At 71.7% G+C, this 19,498-nt stretch carries 15 protein-coding genes; 8 read left to right on the plus strand and 7 right to left on the minus strand.

The annotated features are described in order from the left end of the window. Positions 1–13: 13 nt before the first annotated feature. Both K8625_RS08230 and K8625_RS08235 read left to right on the plus strand, forming a co-directional pair. The gene (locus K8625_RS08230) at positions 14–973 is read left to right on the plus strand and encodes a ParA family protein (protein ID WP_141329317.1); all 960 of its coding nucleotides are present in this window, start codon (positions 14–16) and stop codon (positions 971–973) included. A gap of 8 nt (positions 974–981) precedes the next feature. Further along, complete coding sequence (locus K8625_RS08235) at positions 982–2,196, plus strand: extensin-like protein (protein WP_223749186.1); 1,215 nt, start codon at positions 982–984, stop codon at positions 2,194–2,196. Positions 2,197–2,245: 49 nt separating this feature from the next. On the opposite strand, the gene K8625_RS08240 is transcribed toward K8625_RS08235, so the two are convergent. Genes K8625_RS08240 through K8625_RS08250 form a run of 3 tightly spaced genes read right to left on the minus strand, consistent with a single transcriptional unit; the run spans position 2,246 to position 6,249 of the window. Next, entirely contained in the window at positions 2,246–3,247 is a 1,002-nt protein-coding gene (locus tag K8625_RS08240) for a M48 family metalloprotease (protein ID WP_223749187.1), read from the minus strand. Further along, on the minus strand, positions 3,247–3,822 hold the full coding sequence (locus tag K8625_RS08245; RefSeq protein ID WP_324289130.1) for an SH3 domain-containing protein: 576 nt from the start codon (positions 3,820–3,822) through the stop codon (positions 3,247–3,249). Before K8625_RS08245 ends, K8625_RS08240 begins: the two co-directional genes overlap by 1 nt. Positions 3,823–3,843: 21 nt before the next feature. Next, on the minus strand, positions 3,844–6,249 hold the full coding sequence (locus K8625_RS08250) for a CHASE2 domain-containing protein (RefSeq protein ID WP_223782363.1): 2,406 nt from the start codon (positions 6,247–6,249) through the stop codon (positions 3,844–3,846). 411 nt (positions 6,250–6,660) lie between these two features. On the opposite strand from K8625_RS08250, the gene K8625_RS08255 reads away from it, so the two are divergent. Then, positions 6,661–7,866, plus strand: a complete 1,206-nt coding sequence (locus K8625_RS08255; protein WP_223749189.1) for a hypothetical protein — start codon at positions 6,661–6,663, stop codon at positions 7,864–7,866. 1 nt (position 7,867) lies between these two features. Further along, entirely contained in the window at positions 7,868–8,629 is a 762-nt protein-coding gene (locus K8625_RS08260; protein WP_223749190.1) for a ferritin-like domain-containing protein, read from the plus strand. A gap of 7 nt (positions 8,630–8,636) precedes the next feature. Here K8625_RS08260 and K8625_RS08265 read toward each other — a convergent pair whose 3' ends face one another. Next, positions 8,637–9,227, minus strand: coding sequence for a DUF924 family protein (locus tag K8625_RS08265; RefSeq protein WP_223749191.1), 591 nt, complete (start codon positions 9,225–9,227; stop codon positions 8,637–8,639). A 128-nt stretch (positions 9,228–9,355) separates the two neighbouring features. On the opposite strand from K8625_RS08265, the gene K8625_RS08270 reads away from it, so the two are divergent. The 4 genes from K8625_RS08270 (at position 9,356) to K8625_RS08285 (ending at position 14,339) form a co-directional block, all read left to right on the plus strand. Beyond that, on the plus strand, positions 9,356–9,913 hold the full coding sequence (locus tag K8625_RS08270) for a TspO/MBR family protein (RefSeq protein WP_223782364.1): 558 nt from the start codon (positions 9,356–9,358) through the stop codon (positions 9,911–9,913). 189 nt (positions 9,914–10,102) lie between these two features. Continuing rightward, positions 10,103–10,660, plus strand: coding sequence for an RNA polymerase sigma factor (locus K8625_RS08275; RefSeq protein WP_223749193.1), 558 nt, complete (start codon positions 10,103–10,105; stop codon positions 10,658–10,660). Beyond that, the gene (locus K8625_RS08280; protein ID WP_223782365.1) at positions 10,657–13,644 is read left to right on the plus strand and encodes a CHAT domain-containing protein; all 2,988 of its coding nucleotides are present in this window, start codon (positions 10,657–10,659) and stop codon (positions 13,642–13,644) included. Before K8625_RS08275 ends, K8625_RS08280 begins: the two co-directional genes overlap by 4 nt. A gap of 86 nt (positions 13,645–13,730) precedes the next feature. Then, entirely contained in the window at positions 13,731–14,339 is a 609-nt protein-coding gene (locus tag K8625_RS08285; protein ID WP_223749195.1) for a hypothetical protein, read from the plus strand. Here K8625_RS08285 and K8625_RS08290 read toward each other — a convergent pair. The 3 genes from K8625_RS08290 to K8625_RS08300 form a co-directional block, all read right to left on the minus strand. Further along, the gene (locus K8625_RS08290) at positions 14,333–14,500 is read right to left on the minus strand and encodes a hypothetical protein (protein ID WP_170300435.1); all 168 of its coding nucleotides are present in this window, start codon (positions 14,498–14,500) and stop codon (positions 14,333–14,335) included. The genes K8625_RS08285 and K8625_RS08290 overlap by 7 nt on opposite strands. 157 nt (positions 14,501–14,657) lie before the next feature. Then, positions 14,658–16,586: a PAS domain S-box protein gene (locus tag K8625_RS08295; RefSeq protein ID WP_223749196.1), complete on the minus strand. Its 1,929-nt coding sequence runs from the start codon at positions 16,584–16,586 to the stop codon at positions 14,658–14,660. A gap of 154 nt (positions 16,587–16,740) precedes the next feature. Next, positions 16,741–19,374 (minus strand): M1 family aminopeptidase, encoded by a 2,634-nt coding sequence (locus K8625_RS08300; RefSeq protein WP_223782366.1) that lies wholly within the window; start codon positions 19,372–19,374, stop codon positions 16,741–16,743. Positions 19,375–19,498: the final 124 nt, after the last annotated feature.

Consider the following 19,498-nt stretch of genomic DNA (forward strand, 5'->3'; position numbering starts at 1 on the left):
CGAAGGGTCGTTCATGGAAGCGCCGACATACAGCTCGAAGCAGGTGGCCGAGATGCTCGGCGTGTCTCCGAAAGCGATTCCGGAGGACGCGAGGAAGGACGTGTACACCCCGGACGACGTCTGGGACCTGCGCACGACGCTCGACCGCTTCCCGGCCAAGGTGGGCCACCGCCGCCAGCTCTTCCTGAACTTCAAGGGCGGCACCGGCAAGACGTCCCTGTCCACGTCCTACGCGTGGCGCGTGGCGGAGCTGGGCTACTCGGTGCTCCTCATCGACCTGGACAGCCAGGGCCACGCCACCAAGTGCCTGGGCTACGAGGGCGAGGAGTTCGAGAAGACGCTGCTCGACGTGCTGGTGCGCAAGACGCCCCTGGCCAAGGTCATCCAGAAGTCCCCGCTGCCCAACCTGGACTTCGTCCCGTCCAACCTCAGCATGTCCACCATGGACCTCTCGCTGATGCCCATGGCCGGCCGCGAGTTCAAGCTGCGCAACGCCCTCAAGGACGTGGAGGCCCAGTACGACGTCATCGTCTTCGACGCGCCGCCGTCCTTCGGCCTGCTCAACCTCAACGCGCTGATGGCCGCCAACGACCTGTTCGTCCCCGTGCTGGCGGACTTCCTGTCGTTCCACGGCCTGAAGCTGCTGTTCGAGACCGTGCAGAGCCTGGAGGAGGACCTCAACCACGTGCTGGACCACGTGTTCATCGTGGTGAACTCCTTCAACGCCACCTTCAAGCTGGCGAAGGAGGCGCTGGAGGCGCTCCAGACGCACTACCCGGAGTTCCTGCTGCCGACCATCATCCGGCAGTGCACCAAGTTCGCCCAGGCCTCGAGCGAGGGGCGCCCCGTCTTCGTCGCGGACCCCACGTCGAAGGGCGCCAACGACATCCAGGCCATGATTGACAACGTCCTGCCGCGCCTCGTCGCCGCGGCCGCCGCCGCCCCGAAGAAGGGCACCCAGCAGGCTGGCTGAGATTCGCCATGAAGAAAGCCTTCGAACAGAACGTGTCTCGCGCCAAGCCGCGCCTCCGCCTGGGGGCGTTCACCGGCGCCGTCGAGCAGACCGAGCCCACCGAGCCTCCCGAGCAGGCCGCCGACGTCGCTCCCCCCGAGCCGACGAGCGCCGACCTGTCCGCGGAGGTCCGCGCCCGCATCGAGCGCGCCCGCGCTCCTCGCCCCACCGCCGCCGAGGCGATGGAGGTGGCGCTGTCGCAGCCCGAGGGGCCGCGCGCGCGGGAGCCGGTGTTCACCCAGCAGGTCGCCGAGCCGGTGACGTATGCGTCGCCGGAGCCGGAGGCCGCCGTCTACGACGACGGGGTGGGTGAGGCGCCCGTCACCTTCGCTGCTCCGCCCACCATGGCGTTCCACCTGGACGGCCTCGAGGCCGAGCCGTCGTCGGAGGCGCACCCCATGACGCAGGGCTCTCCCCACGCTTCGCTCCCCCACGTCACCGCCACCGTCGCGGAGCCCGTGGCCCGCGTCGAGGCGCCGCCGCAGGAGGTGGAGGTACAGACGCCCGCGCCGCCGCGCGAGGAGGCGATGGACTCGGACGCGCGCCGCGAGCGGCTCAAGGCCCGGCTCAAGGCGGTGCGGGAGAATCCGCGTCCGGAGCCCCTGCCGGCCACCGTCGCGGAGGCGGGTCAGCGCGCGGTCGAGCGCATCACCCACCTGCAGGCGGAGCTGGTGAAGGTGAAGGCGGCGAACCTGTCCCTCACGCAGGAGCTGGAGGTCGCGCGCCGTCAGGCGGAGAAGGCCACCGAGGAGGCTCGGCTGCGCATGGACGAGGCGCGCCGGCTGTCGGCGGAGATGGAGGGCCGCGTGAAGCTGCTCGCGGACCTGGAGCGGGAGCTCGCGGCGCTGGAGGGTGAGCGCGACGAGGCGCTGCTGTCCCTCCAGGAGAACCGTCAGGCGCTCCAGGCCTCCGCGAAGGAGCACGAGAAGCTCGAGGAGGAGGTCTCCCGGGGCAAGCAGGCCCTGGTGGACAGCCTCGCCGAGGAGGAGCGGCTCGCCACCGAGCTCGAGTCCGCGAAGGACGAGTCGATGTCGCTGCGCCGCGCGGTGGAGGCGCTGCAGGGAGAGCGGGACGTGCTCGCCCAGCAGGTGGCCTCGCTCACCGCCGAGCGCGCCGAGCTGCTCGAGGCGCGCAAGGCGCTCGAGGCCGTGCACCGCGCGCTGAGCCAGGCCGCGTCGCGCTGAACGCGTCGTGGCCATGGGCGCCCCGAACGGGGGGCGCCCGAGCCCGCGCCTACTTCCCGTCCTTCGCCACGTTGCTCCGCCCCGCGCCCTTCTTCACCGCGGCGACGAGCTCCGGCTGGAGCGGCGGGCTGCGCAACCCCTCCAGCGACAGCTCCGCGAACTCACCCTCGCGCGGCCTCAGGCTCGCGAGGAAGGTCTTCAGCCGCTCCTCGCGGTCCGCCTTCTTCGGGTGCCGCGAGCCCAGGCGGGAGCCGTCCTTCGTCTTGCCGAGGACCGCGATGTACTCCTTCGGGTCGTAGCCGGCCGAAATCATCAGCCGCGCGGCGAGCTGGTCCGCCGCGTACTCCTGCTCCTTGTCGTTGCCGCTCTCCGCCAGGCCGATGACCTTCTCCGTCAGGTCACCGAGCAGCGCCGTGTCGCTGTCCAGGTCCAGGTTGCCACCGCTGCCTCCCGCGGCGATGAGCTGACCGGAGCCCGGCACGTTGGCCTCCATCGTCACCGCCACCTTGCACAGGCTCACCTTCGCGGCGTTGTACTGCTGGATGGAGTGCTTGAGCACCACGTGCGCGATTTCATGCGCGAGCACGCCCGCCAGCTGGCTCTCGTTGTCCAGCTCCGACAAGAGCTTCCGGGTGACGAAGACGTAGGCCCCCGGCGTGGACACCGCGTTGAAGTTCTGGTCGTCGTTGAGCACGCCGAACGTCCAGTCCAGCGTGGGCCTCGGCGACTGCGCGCCCAGGTTCTTGCCCACCGTGTTGAGGTACTCGTGCACCGCGTGGACGCTGGTGTCCTTCGCGCCGCCGGTGGTGCCCATCAGCCCGCCGCCGCCCTCCACCCAGTGGACCGCCATGGCGCTGCCGATGGCGTACTCCTCCTTCACCGTGGGCTCCACATCCAGCTTCGCGCACTCGTCGCGCTGCTTCTGCGAGGCCACCGAGTTGTTGACCGTCTTGCCGGCCACGTCCGCCACCTGCGCGAGCGTGACGCCCTTGCACGACACCGTCAGCAGCCCCAGGCCCAGCAGCGCCGCCGTCCTCCCGAGCGCCTTCATCACGAGCCTCCCTTCGGCTTGCTCTTCGCCCCGCCCGAGCGGGCCGTCGTCTCCGCGCCCACCACCGGGTGCAGCCCCGCCGCCGCGGCGTGCTTGGCGATGTCCTGGGTGGACACGTCCTTGGCCGCCTTCTCCAGGCTCTGCAGCTGCGCCACCGCCTGCTTGTGCCCGCCGCCCTTCTTGTTGCCATACGCGACGGCGCCGGGGCTGAGCGCCTTCACCGCCGCGCCGCTGGACACGAAGCCCTCCGGGTTCACCTTGCGCTTGCCCTGGTCCCCGACGACGAGCTCCAGGTTGGGCGCGGTGGTGGACAGGTTGGACTGGAACACGAAGCCGCGCTTGCCCGTGGACGTCTTCACCTTGTGCCACTGCTTGTTCTTCGCGTCCGCGCCCTCCCACTTCACCTGCTCACCCGGCTGGAGGATGACCACCGCGTTCGCCGTGGGCGAGGGGCTCTCCATCACCCGCGTGTTCTTCGCCTTCACGTACAGCGAGCCCCCCACCGCCACCGCCGAGGACAGGCCCGGCAGCCCCATCATCAGCAACGCGGCCACCCACGCCGCTCTCGTTCTCATCCCCATGACTTCAGACTCCTTTCACTTGTCCAGGCTCGCCACGCCATCGAAGCCCGGCGGCGGCGACTCGGCATACTTCCGACAACGCTCCAGCAGCGCTTTCGTCGGCCCGTCGTCCACGTCCTCGGCCGCGAGCCGCTCCAGCGCCGACGCGGCCTCCTCGAAGCGCCCCTCCCGGTAGAGCGCCAGCGCCGCGTGGTAGCGCTCCACCGTCGCCCGCTTGCGCGCGCCCAGCCCACCCTTGAGCGCGAGCAGCTCGTACACCGTGACGGCCTCCGTCTTGCCCGCCACCCGCACCCGGTCCAGCTCGCGCACCTCGATGTGCTCGCGCGCCAGCTCGTACGTGCGCGGGCCAATCATGATGACCGAGCCGTACGCCTTGTTCGCGCCCTCCAGCCGCGCCGCCAGGTTCATCCCGTCGCCGATGGCCGTGTAGCTGAAGAGCTGCTCGCTGCCGAAGTTGCCCACGAAGTTCACCGCGGAGTTCACCCCGATGCGCGTGTAGACGTCCGGCAGCCCCTTGGCGCGGAACTCCTCGCGCATCGCGTCCACCTCCGCCTTGGCCGCAAGCGCCCCCCGGCACGCGCGCACCGCGTGGTCGTCCTGGCGCATGGGCGCGCCGAACAGGCACACCACCGCGTCACCGATGTACTTGTCCAGGCACGCGCCCTCCTTGAGCAGCACGCCGCTCACCCGCGTCAGGTACGTGTTGAGGATGCGCACCAGGCTGCGAGGGTCCTCCTTGAAGCGCTCGCTGAAGGTGGAGAAGCCGCGGATGTCGCTGAAGAACGCGCTGATTTCGACGTTCTCCCCGTCGAGCTTCGGCAGCTTGCGCTCGGCAATCATCTGCTCCACGAGCTTGGGCTCCATGAAGCGACTGAACGCCGCGCGCACGAACTCCGTCTCGCGGTTGGCCACCAGGTGGTTGAAGGCCACCGCCGCGACGCCCGCGAGCAGCCCCGCCATCGAGGGCAGCGCCGTCAAGAGATGCCAGCCCTTCGACAACACCAGCCCCGCGACCAGGTACATGCCCACCGGCAGCACCACCGGCCACGCAATCTCCAGCGGCGTCCAGCGCGTCGTCATCAGCAGCACCACCGACACCAGCGCCACCACCAGCGTGAGCCCCAGGTCCACCGCGAGCGGCGTGCGCGTGATGAAGCGGCCATCCCCCAGGAGCGTGTCCAGCACCGACGCCTGCTTCATCACGCCGGGCACCTCCGCGAGGAACGAGGTGGCCTTGATGTCGCCCAGCCCCAGCGCCGTGCCGCCGATGACCACCACCTTGCCGCGGAACACCTCCCGCGGCAGCCCCGAGGGCTGTCCGTTCTCCCGTCGCACCCAGCCGTCCAGCACGTCCAGCAGCGGCACCGTGCGGAAGCGCTCGTGCAGCGGGCCCCCGCCGTAATCCATCGCCGCGCCGCCATCCGCGTCCACGCGGTACTGGCGTCCCCCCACCCTCAGCAGCCCGTCGGAGAGCTCCACCTTCTCCGCGCTGAAGAGTCCCGCGGCCACGCGCACCGGCAGCGTCGGGTACGTGTTGACGCCGTCCGAGTACGCGAAGCGCGTGCGGCGCATGAACCCATCCGGGTCCGTCTCCGTGTCCACCAGTCCGAAGCCATCCACCGCGCCCACCAGCACCGGAATCGGCGGCACCGGATGGCGCACGGCGCGCGTCCCGTCCGTGTCTCCAGGGACGTGGTGCTCACCCGCCGCCTCGCGTCCCTCCAGCAGCGGCGGCGCGTGGCCCTGGACCTTCACGGGGAAGGCGAGCGCCCGTGCCATCTCCTCGGGCGTGACGGCGGGCAGCACGCTGTCATCCGGCGTGTCGGTGAAGGCCTCGCCGTCTTCCTCCGGGAAGGTCTCCTCGCCCACCGGGGGCGCGGCCTCCGGAGTCGCCACGGGGACGGGAGGCGGGGCGAGCGGGGACGGCGGCGCCGCGTCGAAGTCCGCGCGGGGCAAGGGCTGCGCGTTGACGTTGGTGGAGACGCCGAGGAAGAACGGGATGCGCGTGTCGCGCAGCACCTGGGCGAAGGCCAGGTCCGTGGACGCGTCCGAGGAGCGCTCGTCCATCACCGCGTCGAAGACGATGGCGCGCGCGCCCTCCGCCTCCAGCTGTTCCACCACGCGGGCCCAGAGGTTGCGGCTGTAGGGCCACGTGCCGAAGTTGAGCGTGTAGCGCTCGTTGGCGCGGATGCCGTCCAGCGTGCCCTGGTCGATGACCACCACCGACACGGTGGGTGACAGGCCTCGTCCATCCGTGAAGGCCGTCAGCGCCTGGTCGTACGCGCCGCGCTCCAGGTCGTCCAGCCAGCCGCCCCACCACGCCAGGGCGGACAGCACCGTGGACAGCGCCGCGATGCCCAGCATCAACCGCCAGTGGTCACGCCAACGCTGACGGATGATTCTCCCGGTCTCGCCTGCCACGGCCCCCTCTTGCCATGTGTGGGGTGTATCGCGCGTCACACTAGCCCAAGCCTTCGCGTCCTCACGGCAGACGAGCGTGAAAACAAAAAATCCCAGGTGAGCCTCGATACCCGGCTCGAGCGTGCTCCTCCGTCCGCCCTCCAGACGGAGGACATCCCGTCCTATTCTCGGGCGTCTCACGGGCCCGCCCACGCAGGGGCCGCGAATCGCACACCCGGCGTGTCCCGCTCCCCGCGGGCGGCGGTGTGGGCAGCGACAGGGCTGCCGAGCCTCCGTCAGTCCCATGCGGTGGCGGGGTGACTTGCTGGCGGGGTTTGCCGGAGTCCCGGTGCGACCGGACCTTACCTCCCAACACGGCGGGCGCGACGCCTTCCGTCCTCCTCTTCTCCGCACGCGCAAAAGGAGTCCGACGTGGCCCTGGACATCTTCCAACAGAAGGGCGTCCCCCTCGACAAGCAGGTCTTCACCTGGAAGGACCTGGTGCGCAGGCCCTACAGCAAGCTGGACGACGACGCCTTCACCCGGGTGCGCGTCATCTACATGAACGGCATCATGGCGGATGCCCTGCGCACCAAGCACATGATGGCGCGCATCAACGCGTCCTTGCGCGAGCCGCTCGCCCGCATCCGCCGCGTGGAGCACTTCGAGCAGACGCTCATCAACTGGCTCAACCCCGCGGACCAGAACCCGCTGGAGACGACGCTCGGCTTCGAGCAGGTGGCCATCGAGGTGACCGCCAGCGTGGCCCTGCGCGAGCCCGACCCCTACCTGGCGCAGACCTACCGCTTCGGGCTCCTGGAGGACTTCGACCACCTGTACCGCTACTCGGCGCTCTACGACCGGCTCGAGGGCAAGGACCCCAACAACATCACCCAGTCCTATACGGACATCATCCCCGGCCGCCCCACCGTGGTGGAGCACCGCCACCCCGTGGATGACCTGCGCCGCCCGTACGACAAGACGCGCGCGCACCCGCTGACGAAGATTCACGCCATCAGCATCACCGCGGCGGAGAACCAGACGCACGACTACTACATGACGGTGGGCCCGTTCTTCGCGGACCCGGTCGCGCGTCAGCTCTACGCCGAAATCGCCGCCATCGAGGAGCAGCACGTCACCCAGTACGAGTCCCTGCTCGACCCGGGCGAGACGCTGCTGGAGAAGTGGCTGATGCACGAGGCCGCGGAGGTCTACAACTTCTACTCCTGCCTCGAGTACGAGACGAACCCGCGCGTGAAGGAGGTGTGGCAGCGCTTCCTGGACTACGAGCTGGGGCAGCTGCACTTCGTCAAGGACCTGTTCGAGAACGTCGAGCGCCGGGACGCGGCCGAGGTGCTACCGAAGACCTTGCCCGAGCCCATCGAGTACAAGCAGCACCGCGAGTTCGTCCGCAAGACGCTCAGCCAGGAAGAGGACCTGGCCACCAACGGACCGGACTACGTGCGCATGGCGGAGCTGCCGGCGGACCACCGCTCGCGCGTGTACCGCGACCAGCTCAACTCGGAAGGCTCGCCGTCGGAGATCGCCGCGGCCGGCTACCAATGGACTCCTGGCACGGAGCTCGCCGCGCGGGCACAGCGCATGGGCTCGGTGGTCGAGGGAAGGAAGGTTCACTGACATGAAGAAGACGACCAGTGACATGGGACTCAACCGCACGGGCATCGCCACGTCGCCCATCGACAGCGCGGACATCTTCCAGCAGGCGCAGGAGCGGCTGCCCAGCTCCGCGGGGGATGGCTCGCTCATCCTGGAGGTCCGCCAGCAGTACGCGCGCGAATCCGATGGCCTGGGCAGCGTGCCGCCGCCGGCCAACCTCAAGGGCGTGGCCAAGACGGCGGTGGAGCTGCTCAAGGGCGCCAGGCCCACCGTGTTCCTCGACAAGCTGGGGGAGCGGCTCGCCTTCGAGCGCTCGGGCTCGCGGCTCTACGAGGGCGCGCTCGCCAAGCTCGACGTGTACGGCACGTGGGAGGGCGGCCCCACCCGCGAGGGCCTGGAGCGCATCCTCGACGACGAGCTGGCCCACTTCGGCCTCGTCTCCGAGACGCTGACGAAGCTGGGCGCGGACCCCACCGCGATGACGCCGTGCGCGGACCTGGTGGCCGTCACGTCCATGGGGCTTCCCGCGGTGCTGTCCGACCCGCGCACCAACCTGCGCCAGTCCCTGGAGGCGCTGCTGGTGGCGGAGCTGACGGACAACGCGAGCTGGGAGCTGCTCATCGAGCTGGCGCGCGGCCTGGGCCATGACACGCTGGCGGACCGCTTCCAGCTCGCGCTGGACGCGGAGGCCGAGCACCTGACGCTGGTGCGCGGCTGGCTCGCCTCGGGCATCACCCTGGAGGCCCGCGCCTCGCAAGCCGAGCCGGCCGGCGCTCCGGCCTGACGTCGACTCAGAAGGACGAGCCCGGCTCCTGGAGGAAGCGCGCTTCCTCGGGAGTCGAGGCCCGTCCCAGCGCGTCGTTGCGGTGCGGGAAGCGCCCGAAGCGCTCGATGACGTCCCGGTGCCGGCGCGCGTAGTCGAGCGTCTCCAGGCTGCCGGAGTGGTGCATCGTCAAGAGCTCGAAGAGGTCCACCGACAGCCGCTGGTCGTACAGCTCCTCGCTGTGCTCGAACGGCAGGTACATGAACCAGCGCCACACCGAGGGCAGCGTCACGTCCAGGCCCCGGGCCAGCGCGTGGCGGGCCACCGAGCGGGCCTTCGCGTCCGTGGCGAACGCGCGCGGCGTGCCCCGGAAGAGGTTGCGGGGCACCTGGTCGAGCAGCAGGAGCAGCGCCAGGCACGTGCGGGCTTCGTTGCGCCAGGAGTCCAGCTCGCCCGCGGCCGCGCGCTCGTGGGCTCCCTGGAAGCGCTCCCTGCACTCCGCGTCGAAGGCCGCGTCGCGCTGGAACCAGACGGCCCGAGGTCGGATGCACGCTGGATTGCGAACCGGGTCCGCCGGCTGACCGAACCAGAAGTCGAGGACTTCCTCCGCACTCACCATGTCGTTCCTCCCCAAAGGCTCGATAGAGCGCCCACCCGTCAACAGTCAACGGGGGTGGACCCGGGGGCAGGTCGTTACCACCTTGCAGCGAACACTGCGCCCGCACACCGCGCGCAAGGAGACAGACCATGCACACCTCGTGGGAGACCTCGACGCGCACCGTGCCGGGGCCGGTCAAGCGCACCGCCCTCAACCCCACGCTGCGCACCGAGTCCATCATCGCGCTGGGCGCGTTCGGCGCGCTCACGCTGGGCGCCGCCGCGCTGGGGGCCCGCCACAGCACCGCCGACACGCGCTGGTACCGCCACCTGCGCAAGCCGCCCTTCCAGCCGCCGCCCGCCGCCTTCGGGCCGGTGTGGACCGCGCTCTATGCGCTCATCGCCGTCTCCGGGTGGCGCGTGTGGACGGCGCCGGCGGGGCCCTCTCGCTCCCGGGCGCTCGGCTGGTGGGGCGTGCAGCTGGGCCTCAACGCCGCCTGGTCCTGGCTCTTCTTCGGCAGGCACCAGCCCAGGAAGGCCCTGGCCGACAACCTGGCGCTCCTGGGCAGCATCGGGGCCTACATCGCCGCGACGCGCGAGGTGGACCGGCCCGCCGCGTGGCTGGTCGCGCCCTACCTGGCCTGGGTGGGCTTCGCCAACGTCCTCAATGGCGAAATCGTCCGGCGCAATCCCTCTTCCGGACACTGAGCCCCGGCGGCGATGGCCCCGGCGGAAAATTCGCCGGGAAATCCGGCCGGGAAGATGGCGGCGGGGCGTCGTTGAGAGGGGCGACCCGCCATGGATGCTTTCGCCCTGCAACCACCTGCCGCACGCGCCCGTCGCCCCCGGTCCCGGGGCTTGACGGCCCATGACGCGCCGGTCCAGCCTGCACCCCGCGTGGATAGCGGGCCTCCCTCAACGCCGACCCTGGACAATCGCTGGTTCTCCGCCTTCGTCCGGACGCACGAGGCGGCGTTGCGCGCCACGGCGCTCCGGCTGTGCGGAAACGCGGCGGAGGCCAACGACCTCCTGCAGGACACCTACGAGCGCGGGTTTCGCAACCTGTCCCGCTACCGCCCCGGCACCGACGGACGCGCGTGGCTGCTCACCATCCTCCACCACATCTTCATCGACAAGTGCCGCTCGAAGACGCGCGAGCGTCGCTCGGACGTGTCGGCGGAGGAGCTGGAGGAGCGCATCGCCGCGCCGGAGCCGGAGGCCGCCCCCGCGTGGGCTTCCATCAGCACGGAGCAGCTGCGCGAGGCCCTGACGCGGATTCCCGAGGAGTTCGCGACGGTGTACCGGCTCCACGCCCTGGAGGGGATGCCCTATCAGGACATCGCCGAGCGTCTGGGGATTCCCAAGGCGACGGTGGGCACGCGCCTCATCCGCGCGCGCCGCAAGCTGAAGGAGCTGTTGATGCCCGGCGCCACCGGCAAGGCGGAGGCGTCATGAGCGCCCCGGAGCCCATGGACCCGCACGACCTGGTGCACGCCTTCGCGGATGGCGAGCTGTCCCAGGAGGAGGCGGAGCAGTTCCGCGAGCACCTGGCCACGTGCGAGGCGTGCCAGGAGGAGCTCGACGACATCCTCCAGCTCCAGGCGCTGGGCACCCGGCTGGGGGCCGAGGAGGCTCGCGAGGCCCCGCGCGACGTCACCGCACCCGTGCCGCAGCAGCCCGTGGCGTCCGCGCCCCCGCGCGCGTTTCGTCCCGCGTGGAGCCGCCGCAAGTGGGTGGCCGCCGCCGCGCTGTCCGGCTCGCTGGCCGCCCTCCTGGTGCTGGTGGCGGTGCGCTCGGGGCCGTCGAGCGTGCGTGACGATTCGCAGCTCTTGGCCCTGGCGCCCACGCGCTCCATGGAGGCGCGGCTGAGCTGGTCCGGCGCCAGCGCGCACCGTCCCTACGGCGTGCTGCGCTCCGGCGACGAGCGCCCGCGCGAGCTGGTGCCGCTGCAGGCGCTGGCGAAGCTGGAGGAGCAGGGAGATTTGCAGGGCCTCGCGGTGGGGCACCTCTTGCGCGGTGAGCGCGAGCAGGCGGCCGACTACCTCCAGCGCGCGCCCGCGTCGCCGGACGTGGACAGCGACAAGGCGGTGGTGGCGCTGACGAAGGGCGAGCTCGAGTCCGCGCTCGTCCTGCTGGACGGTGTGCTGGAGAAGCACCCGCGTCACCCGCAGGCCCTGTGGAACCGCGCGCTCGTGCTGCGCGAGCTGGGCCTGGACGCGCTCGCGGCCGAGGCGTTCGACACCGTCGCCTCGCTGGGCGAGCCCGGCTGGGCCGAGGAGGCGCGGGAGCGCGCCGCGGTGCTGCGCCGTCAGCTGGAGGGACGTCGTGGGGCGTGGGACTCCGCGCAGCAGGCCGGCCGTGCGCTCGCGCTGCAGGGCACCGCGTTCCCGGAGGACGTGGCGCGGGCGGTGCCGGGCACGGCGCGCAACTGGCTCAACATCGCGCTGTGGACCGCGCCCTCCGCCGAGCGGGTGCGCGAGCTCCTGCCGCTGGCGCGGGTGCTGGACGCGCGCTACGGCGGCGACACGGTGGTGGCCTCCGTGGAGCGCGTGGCGGGGCTGGACTTCGCGCGCCGCGCGCCGTTCGCGGCCCGCTTCCGCCAGGTGCTGGAAGGCACCTTCGATGCCGCCTCGCTCGAGCCGCTGGTGAAGGAGCTGTCCGGCTCGCAGCACCAGGACATCCTGCTGGGTGTGCTGCCGCTGGCGGGCGGGCTGCCGGCGCACATCGACGTGTACGAGAAGGTGGCGCGCGCGCTCGGTGACTCGTGGCTGACGCTCAACGCGGAGCGCGAGCGCGCGCTGGCCGAGTACGGCAAGGGAGACCTGGCCGGCGCGGAGGCGCGGCTGTTGCGCGCGGTGGCGGCGTGCGAGGTCGCGAAGGCGGACTACCGCTGCGGCCAGCTGGAGCACCTGCTGGCGCACATCTACAAGGACGAGCACCGGCTGGTGGAGGCGCGCGAGCACGCGCTGGCGGGCCTTGGCTGGGCGCGGCAGACGCAGGAGTGGACGCTGCAGGCGGACCTGCTGCTGGTGCTGGGCGACATGGCGCGCTTCCGCAACGCCTTCGCCCTGACGCGCGCATACCTGGGTGAGCAGGCCCTGCGAGACCGGGGCTGCGCGGCCGACCGGCACGTGCACGAGAGCCTGGCGTCGCTGCACGTCTTCGCGCTGCGCCCGCAGGCCGCGCGCGAGGAGCTGGAGAAGGCCCCGGTGTGCGACGTGCCCTTCTTCCTCAACGGCGCGTTCGTGCTGGCGGACCTGGCGCGGCTGGACCCGAAGCCGGGCGACGTGGAGAAGGTGCGCGAGGGCCTGGCGAAGCTGGACGCCGCGGGCTGGCTGCGCCCCGGTGAGAAGGTCATGGCCACGCACATCCAGGGCCGCGCCGTCATCGGCTCGGACCGCGCGGAGGGCCAGCGGCTGCTGGGGCAGGCCATCGTCGCCGGTGAGCTGCTGGGCGCGGCGGACCCCGTCGCCGCCAAGGCGCGCGCGTACAGCTACTCGTCGCTCATCCTGGACGCGGGCTCCACCGGGGACTGGGCGCGGGCGCTGTCCCTCTTCGCGCAGGAGGCCCGCGTGCCGGCCCCCGAGCGCTGCGCCCTGGGCGTGGAGGTGCACGACGAGCGCACGCTGACCGCCGCGCGCGGACCCACGGGTGAGCTGCTGGGCCACCAGGACGCGAGCCGCCGCTCGCCCGACTTCGACGTGGCCTCGCTGGTGCCCGCCTCCGTCATCGCCGCGCTCAAGCCCTGCGAGCACGTGAGCGTGTTCGCGCGCTACCCCGTGCACGGACAGGCGGGCCTGCTGCCGCCGGACATCGCGTGGAGCTACCACACGGGCACGAAGGTCCAGGCGCCGAAGGTCTCCGCGCCGCGCCCGCTGGTGGTCTACGACGTGGACGCGCCCGCGTCGCTGAACCTGCCCCGGCTGCGCAGCTGGGAGCTGTCCGGCGGGCCGTCTCCGCGCCGCGTGGAGCTGACGGGCGCGGCCGCCACGCCGTCGCGCCTGCTGGCGGAGCTGGCGCAGGCCACCGAGGTGGAGATCCACGCGCACGGCCTGGTGAACCTGGGCGTGTCGGACGCGTCGCTGCTGGTGATGGCGCCGGAGGCGGGCGGCCGCTACGCGCTCACCGCGGGCCAGGTGCGACAGCAGAAGCTGCAGGGCGCGCCGGTGGTGCTGCTCGGCGCGTGTCAGGCGGCCCGGACTGCGCCCTACCTCCACGCGCCGTGGAGCCTCCCCGTGGCCTTCGCCGAGGCGGGCGCGCGCGCCGTCATCGCCTCACCCATCGACATCCCGGACGCCGAGGCCGGGCCCTTCTTCGCGCGGGTCATGGAGCGCATCCGCGCCGGTTCCTCCGCCAGCCTCGCGCTCCGAGACGAAAGGCTGCGCGTGTTGTCCACGCAGCCCGACAGCTGGGTGAAGACGGTCGTCGTCTTCGAGTAGCCCCGTCACCGCCGTCAGTCCCTCACTTCGGCTCGCACGAGCCGAGCACGCTCCACGTGTCTCTTCACACCAAGGAAACCCCGCCCATGAAGACGCTTCGCTCCGCGCTGCTGTGCCTCGTCACGCTGTCCACCTTCGCCGCGTGCGGCGTCGACTCCATCGACCAGGCCTCGCCCGAGACGCTGGAGTCGCTGGGCTCCGTGTCGCAGCAGGCCGTGCTGCCGCCTCCGCCGATTCCCAACTACTGCCCGGGCACCACCATCCCCGGCACGCCGTGGGTCATCCCCACCGCGCCCACGGCGCTGTCCAGCATCCCCAACGGCACGCCGATGTATCCCAACAGCGCCTCGCTGCTCAGCGCGTACACCGTCATCGTCACGGACCCGAACGACGCCAACGCCTTCTACGCCTTCGGCTTCGACGTGCGCGCCCAGCGGCTCATCTTCTGGGTGTCCGGCGCGAAGACGGAGCTGCGCCGCCTCAACAGCCAGCTCGCCACCGACATCACCGTGCTGGAGACGTCCAGCGGCATCGACCTGGGCTTCTCCTGGGGCACCAGCGGCCAGGTCGGCGGTCCGCTCATCCCCCGGCCGGGTGTGGCCGAGGGCGCGTGGAAGGTCGCGTTCAACAACTGGGCGCAGCTCGACAACTATCTCATCAGCCCGCCCGCGCCCGGCACCGCCCCCGTTCAGTGACGCAGCTTCGAGGGGGGAGGCGGATTGAGGGCCAGCACACCCGCCATGTAGCGCGCCTGGCCTTCCGTGGTGCAGCGGACCTCCTGGATGCGCCCCGCCACCTTCACCCGAACCAGCCAACCGTCATTGTCGCGAGTCCAAGCCGGAGTTTCCGTCGTCATGTCCCTGCTCCTCTCGGGTTCGACTTCTCTGGCGGGATGAAAAGCAGCCCTCGTGCCAGCGTCTGAAACACCTGAATCCAGGTGCTGGCTCGCAGCGGATGCACAGTGGTGGACACGGGGGGCTGTAGTTCTTTCGGGAGCGGGGGTGGCGAAAGCTTCAGTGGACGTGGCGCTCCGGCTGGGAAGCGGGCGGGTGAGAGGGGGCTCCCGTCAGCAGGGGCAGGGCGACATGGAAGGTGGAGCCTTCTCCCACCCGGCTCTCCACCCAGATGCGGCCGCCGTGGCGCTCGACGATGTCGCGGCTGATGTACAGGCCCAGGCCCAGCCCGCCGTACGAGCGCGTGGACACGTTGCGCGCGCGGAAGTAGCGCTCGAAGAGCAGCTTCTGCTGGTCCTCGGGGATGCCGATGCCCGGGTCCTTCACCGACAAGAGCGCCAGCTCTCCGCGCGTCTCCAGCTTGACGTGGATGACGCCGCCATCGGGGCTGTACTTGAGGGCGTTCTCCACCAGGTTGGTGACCACCTGCTCCAGCCGGTATGGGTCCGCGAACACCTGCACGTCGTGCTCGGGCCGCTCGTAGCGCAGCTCGTGTCCGCCGCGCTGTGCCTCCATCGCCTGCAGCACGTGCTCCACCAGGCTGTCCAGGCGCGTGGCCTGCGGATGCAGCGCCAGCCGGCCCGCCTCGATGCGGGACGCGTCCAGCAGGTCGTTGATGAGCCCGGTCATGCGCAAGATGTGCTGGCGCGCGTGGCGCAGGGTGGTGGGGTCCACGCTCTCGCCGCGCTCGAGCCTGCGCTCCAGCGTGGCCAGCCGGAGGCTCAGCGGCGTCAGCGGCGTCTTCAGCTCGTGCGAGGCGATGGACAGGAAGTCGTCGCGCACGCGGATGGCCTCACGCGCCTCGCGGTACAGCCGCTCGCGCTCCTCCTCGGCGAGCCTGCGCTGGGTGATGTCCTCCACCAGCACGCCCACGCCCAACAGGTGTCCGTCCGGCGCGCGCACCGGGTAGCAGCTCCCCGTGAGCAGCCGCCGGGGGCCGGGATGGCCCACGGCCTGGGTGTCCACCTCCTGGCCCACCACGGGCTCGCCGGTGTCCAATACCTGTTGCAGCATGGCCGCCGCGGCGCTGCCGCCCTCACCCAGCACCTCGTAGGGCGTGCGCCCCAGGTGGGCCTCGGGGGGCAGGCCGTTGATGCGCGCCAGCCGCCCGTTGACGCGCACGTAGCGCAGGTTCGTGTCGAGGAAGCCCAGCGCCACGGGCGCGGTCTCGAACAGGGTGATGAGCAGGGCCAGGTTCTCGTCGCGCTGGCGCTCGGCGCGGCGGCGCTCGGAGACGTCCTCGACCAGGCCCACGCCGCCCTCCACCCGGCCCGCGTCGTTGTAGCAGGGCGCGAAGCGGATATGGACGGGCGTCACCTTGTGGCTGGTCACCGCGGCATAGTCCCCCACGTAGTCCGCGCTGTGGCCGGAGAGCGTCTCGCGCACGCACGCCATGAGCTGCTCGTCGCGCAGCGACATCAGGTTGAGCCCCACCACCACGCGCTTGGGGGTACCGACGATGGTGGCCAGCCGCTCGTTGCAGGCGGTGATGATGGGCGTGGTGTCGTAGTGGAAGATGCCCAGGGGGACGTTCTCCACGACGAGGCGGTAGAGGTCGTCGCCGCTGGTCCGCCTGGCCTCACCACCATCGCGAGGCGGCTCCATGGGCTCGCGGATGGTGTCGATGACCTCGTGCAGGCGCCGGAGGCTGAGGACGATGCGCTCGTCCTCCCCTTCGCCGGAGGTGCCCACCGTGAGCTCCACGAGCACCTCCACGCCGTCCTGGCGTCGCGCGAGCACCCTCGTGGGCCGCCCTCCCAGCGCCTGCCTGCGCGAGAGCAGGTATCGCACCAGGCTCTGGTCGCCGTGGTTGAGCCGCTGGGGGAAGAGCTCGGCCACCGGGTGTCCCTGGAGCTCCTCGCGCGTCCAGCCGAGCAGGCGCTCCGCGGCGCGATTGATGAGGTACACGTGCTCATGGGAATCGCAGGCGATCCACGGGTCGACCGCGGCGTCCAGCCAGGCACTGAGCTCCTCGTTGGCTGCGGCCATGTCGTCCCCTGCGCCCGTCGTCGGACGGAAAGACGCGAGCCGCCCACGCGCGCCATGGGCGTGGCCCCTCGAAGGGGCTCATCCCGTGGTGCCTTACAGGTAGCCACGACGGACCTGGGACGCGCCGGTGCGCGGGCCCGGCGCGCCTGGACGCTCAGCGCCGACGCTTGCCGGCGGGAGGCTTGCCCGGCTTCTTGCGCGCGGCGGCCTGCTTGCCTCGCGCGGGCCTCGTGGCACGGGCCTTCGACGCGGGGGGCGGCGGAGGCTTCGCCAGGCAGAGCCCCTCCAGCTTCTCGCGCATCGCGCGCGTGGCCTCCTTCAGCGCGTCCACCTCCTCGCGCAGCGACGCCAGCTCACGCGCCTGGGGCTCGCCCTCGCGCAGCGCTCGCACCGTCTCGCGCGCGGCGCGGCGGGCGCGGGCGTCGCTGAGCGGGGTGCCCTCCAGCGCGGGGATGATGCGCCGGTCTCCCAGGGTCCTCGCGGCCTCGAAGACGCCCATCTGCACGCGGAACATCGGGTCCCGCAGCAGCTCCGTCAGTAAATCTACCGCCTCGCGCTGACGGCCGGCCACCTCCGCCAGCCGGGCCACGGCCTGCGTGGCCGCGCGGCGCAGGAAGGCGGGCTGGCCATACGCGGTGCGCGCCTCCACCAGCGGGAAGGCGGCGGGGTCCTGTGACTCGGCCAGCCCGTCCATGGCGCCCACGGCGATGGCGTCCTGGAAGGACGGGCGCGTGGAGGTGGTCTCCAGCACCGTCAGCGCGTCGGCGGCGCGCAGCTTGCCGTAGCTGCGCGCGGCCTCCGCCTCCACGAAGTAGCTGGTGTCTCCGGATTGCAGGAGCGAGCGCAAGAGCGCGATGACCTCCGCGTCGCGGCGGAACTCGCCCAGCGCGGCGACGACGGCGCGGCGCACGCGTGGGTGCTCGGCGCGCAGGCTCGCGAGCAGCCGGGCGCGGGCCTCCGGCGTGCGGATGCGGCCCAGGGCCTTGGCGCACGCGGCGCGGGTGCCCCAGAACAGGCGCGCGTCCGCGAGCGCGGTGCCCAGCGTCTCCACGGCGCGGTGGCCTCCGTCGCGCCCCAGCGCGTGGGCGGCCTCGGTGCGGGCGCGGGACTCGGGCGCGGCGCGCAGCTCCTCCAGCCAGAGGCCCACGGCCTTGTCCACGTCCAGCGTGCCCAGCACGTCGCGGCGCGGGTCCACGCGCACCTGCGAGGGCGCGGTGGGGCAGGGCAGGTGGAAGAAGTGCTCCGCGTCCGTCACGTCCAGCCGGTGGCGGGTGTCCCTGCCCTCGACGGTGACGACGACGTCCAGCGGCAGGCGGAACAGGGGCGTGCCCGCGTCGGTGCGCTGCGTCTGGCGCACCTTGAGGCGCAGCCGGCCCTCCTCGGCCTCGTGGCGCACCTCCACCTTGAGCTCCGGGTGGCCGGGGGCGAAGACGTACTGGTCGAAGAAGGCGTCCAGGTTGTGGCCGGTGGCCTGCTCGAAGGCGCGCGACAGGTCCACCGTCTCCACCGAGCCGTGCCGGTGGCGCGAGACGTAGTGGCGCAGGCCGCGGAAGAACAGCTCGTCGCCCAGGCGGCGGCGCAGCTCGTGGAGGACCAGGCCGCCCTTCTCATAAAGGTGCCGGTCGAAGACATCCAGCGGGGCGTGGAAGCGGCGCGAGACGATGGGCCGCGCGTAGCGCTCCTTCACCTCGCCCAGGTAGGCCTCCAGGTCCGCCTGCCGGTGGTGGTCGGCCTCGTCCTGGCCGTCCGCGCGCTCCTTCCACAGCACCTCGAACCAGGTGGCGAAGCCCTCGTTGAGCCAGCCGTGGGGCCAGTCGCGGCAGGTGAGCAGGTCCCCGAACCACTGGTGCGCCAGCTCGTGGGAGATGAGCGGCTCCGCGTTGTAGTCCGCGTGCGCGCGCGCGTCGTGGAGGACGGAGTCGGTGAGGCTGGTGGCGGTGGTGTTCTCCATGCCGCCGAAGATGAACTCGGTGAGGAACACCTGCGCGTAGCCGCTCCACGGGTAGGGCTCGCCGGTGGCCTCCTGGAACACGCGCACCATCTCCGGGGTGCGGCGCACGCACCGCAGCGCGTCCTCGCGTCGACCGCGCGGGAAGAGGTAGCGCAGCGGGACGGTGCCCGCGGTGTCGGTGAGCTCCTCGAAGTCGCCCACCGCGAGCGTGACGAGGTAGGGCGCGTGCGGCTGCTCCATGCGGTAGTGCTGGGTGCGCCGCTGGTCCTGCACGGTGTCGGAGACGAGCACTCCGTTGGAGAGCGCGGTGAGGCCGTCGGGGAAGGTGGCGATGAGCTCCGAGGTGGCCTTCTGCGCGGGCGTGTCCAGGCAGGGGAACCAGTGCCGTGCGTCGGTGTCCTGGTTCTGGGTCCAGGCCTGACGGGGCCGGTCCGGGTAGGCGGCCTCCGGGCCCCAGAAGTAGAGGCCCCGGCGTGGGCGGGCGGTGTAGTGGATGGCCACCTGGGCGGCCTGGCCGGGCGGCAGCGGCGCGGGCAGCTCCACGCGCACGTGCGAGCCGGAGTTGGTGAAGCGCACGGGGCGCTCGTCGACGAGGACGCGCGAGACGTCCAGGTCCACCGCGTCGAAGGTGAGGGTGGACGACAGCCGCACGGCGGACACGCGGGTGGTGCAGACGCCGGTGACGCGGCCTTGCTCGAAGTCGAGCTCCAGTTGGATGCGCACGTGCTCGGCGCGCAGGGGGCGCTCCGCGGCGTAGTGCTCGGTGGCGCCGGGGAGGCTGAAGGCGCGGGACTGGGGGAGGGCGGGCTCGGAGGAGTGACGGTGGCAGCAGCGCATAAGCGGGGATGACTCTTCCGCAAGCGCGCGAAACCGTCGAGCCGGTGTTTCGTCGCACTGTTCCGCCCTGCACCCTCTTGCCGCGCCAGGACATAACGCCTGTCTGGATGGCGCGGGACGGACT

This window comes from Myxococcus sp. AS-1-15, assembly GCF_020037055.1.
Classification (GTDB): Bacteria; Myxococcota; Myxococcia; order Myxococcales; family Myxococcaceae; genus Myxococcus; species Myxococcus fulvus.

Bases quoted from the DNA above. Each gene is read 5' to 3' on its own strand.
- K8625_RS08270 (WP_223782364.1), top strand. From the start codon at position 9,356: ATGCACACCTCGTGGGAGACCTCGACGCGCACCGTGCCGGGGCCGGTC.
- K8625_RS08300 (WP_223782366.1), bottom strand. From the start codon at position 19,374: ATGCGCTGCTGCCACCGTCACTCCTCCGAGCCCGCCCTCCCCCAGTCC.
- K8625_RS08280 (WP_223782365.1), top strand. From the start codon at position 10,657: ATGAGCGCCCCGGAGCCCATGGACCCGCACGACCTGGTGCACGCCTTC.
- K8625_RS08260 (WP_223749190.1), top strand. From the start codon at position 7,868: ATGAAGAAGACGACCAGTGACATGGGACTCAACCGCACGGGCATCGCC.
- K8625_RS08230 (WP_141329317.1), top strand. From the start codon at position 14: ATGGAAGCGCCGACATACAGCTCGAAGCAGGTGGCCGAGATGCTCGGC.
- K8625_RS08235 (WP_223749186.1), top strand. From the start codon at position 982: ATGAAGAAAGCCTTCGAACAGAACGTGTCTCGCGCCAAGCCGCGCCTC.
- K8625_RS08295 (WP_223749196.1), bottom strand. From the start codon at position 16,586: ATGGCCGCAGCCAACGAGGAGCTCAGTGCCTGGCTGGACGCCGCGGTC.
- K8625_RS08265 (WP_223749191.1), bottom strand. From the start codon at position 9,227: ATGGTGAGTGCGGAGGAAGTCCTCGACTTCTGGTTCGGTCAGCCGGCG.
- K8625_RS08240 (WP_223749187.1), bottom strand. From the start codon at position 3,247: ATGAAGGCGCTCGGGAGGACGGCGGCGCTGCTGGGCCTGGGGCTGCTG.
- K8625_RS08290 (WP_170300435.1), bottom strand. From the start codon at position 14,500: ATGACGACGGAAACTCCGGCTTGGACTCGCGACAATGACGGTTGGCTG.
- K8625_RS08285 (WP_223749195.1), top strand. From the start codon at position 13,731: ATGAAGACGCTTCGCTCCGCGCTGCTGTGCCTCGTCACGCTGTCCACC.
- K8625_RS08245 (WP_324289130.1), bottom strand. From the start codon at position 3,822: ATGAGAACGAGAGCGGCGTGGGTGGCCGCGTTGCTGATGATGGGGCTG.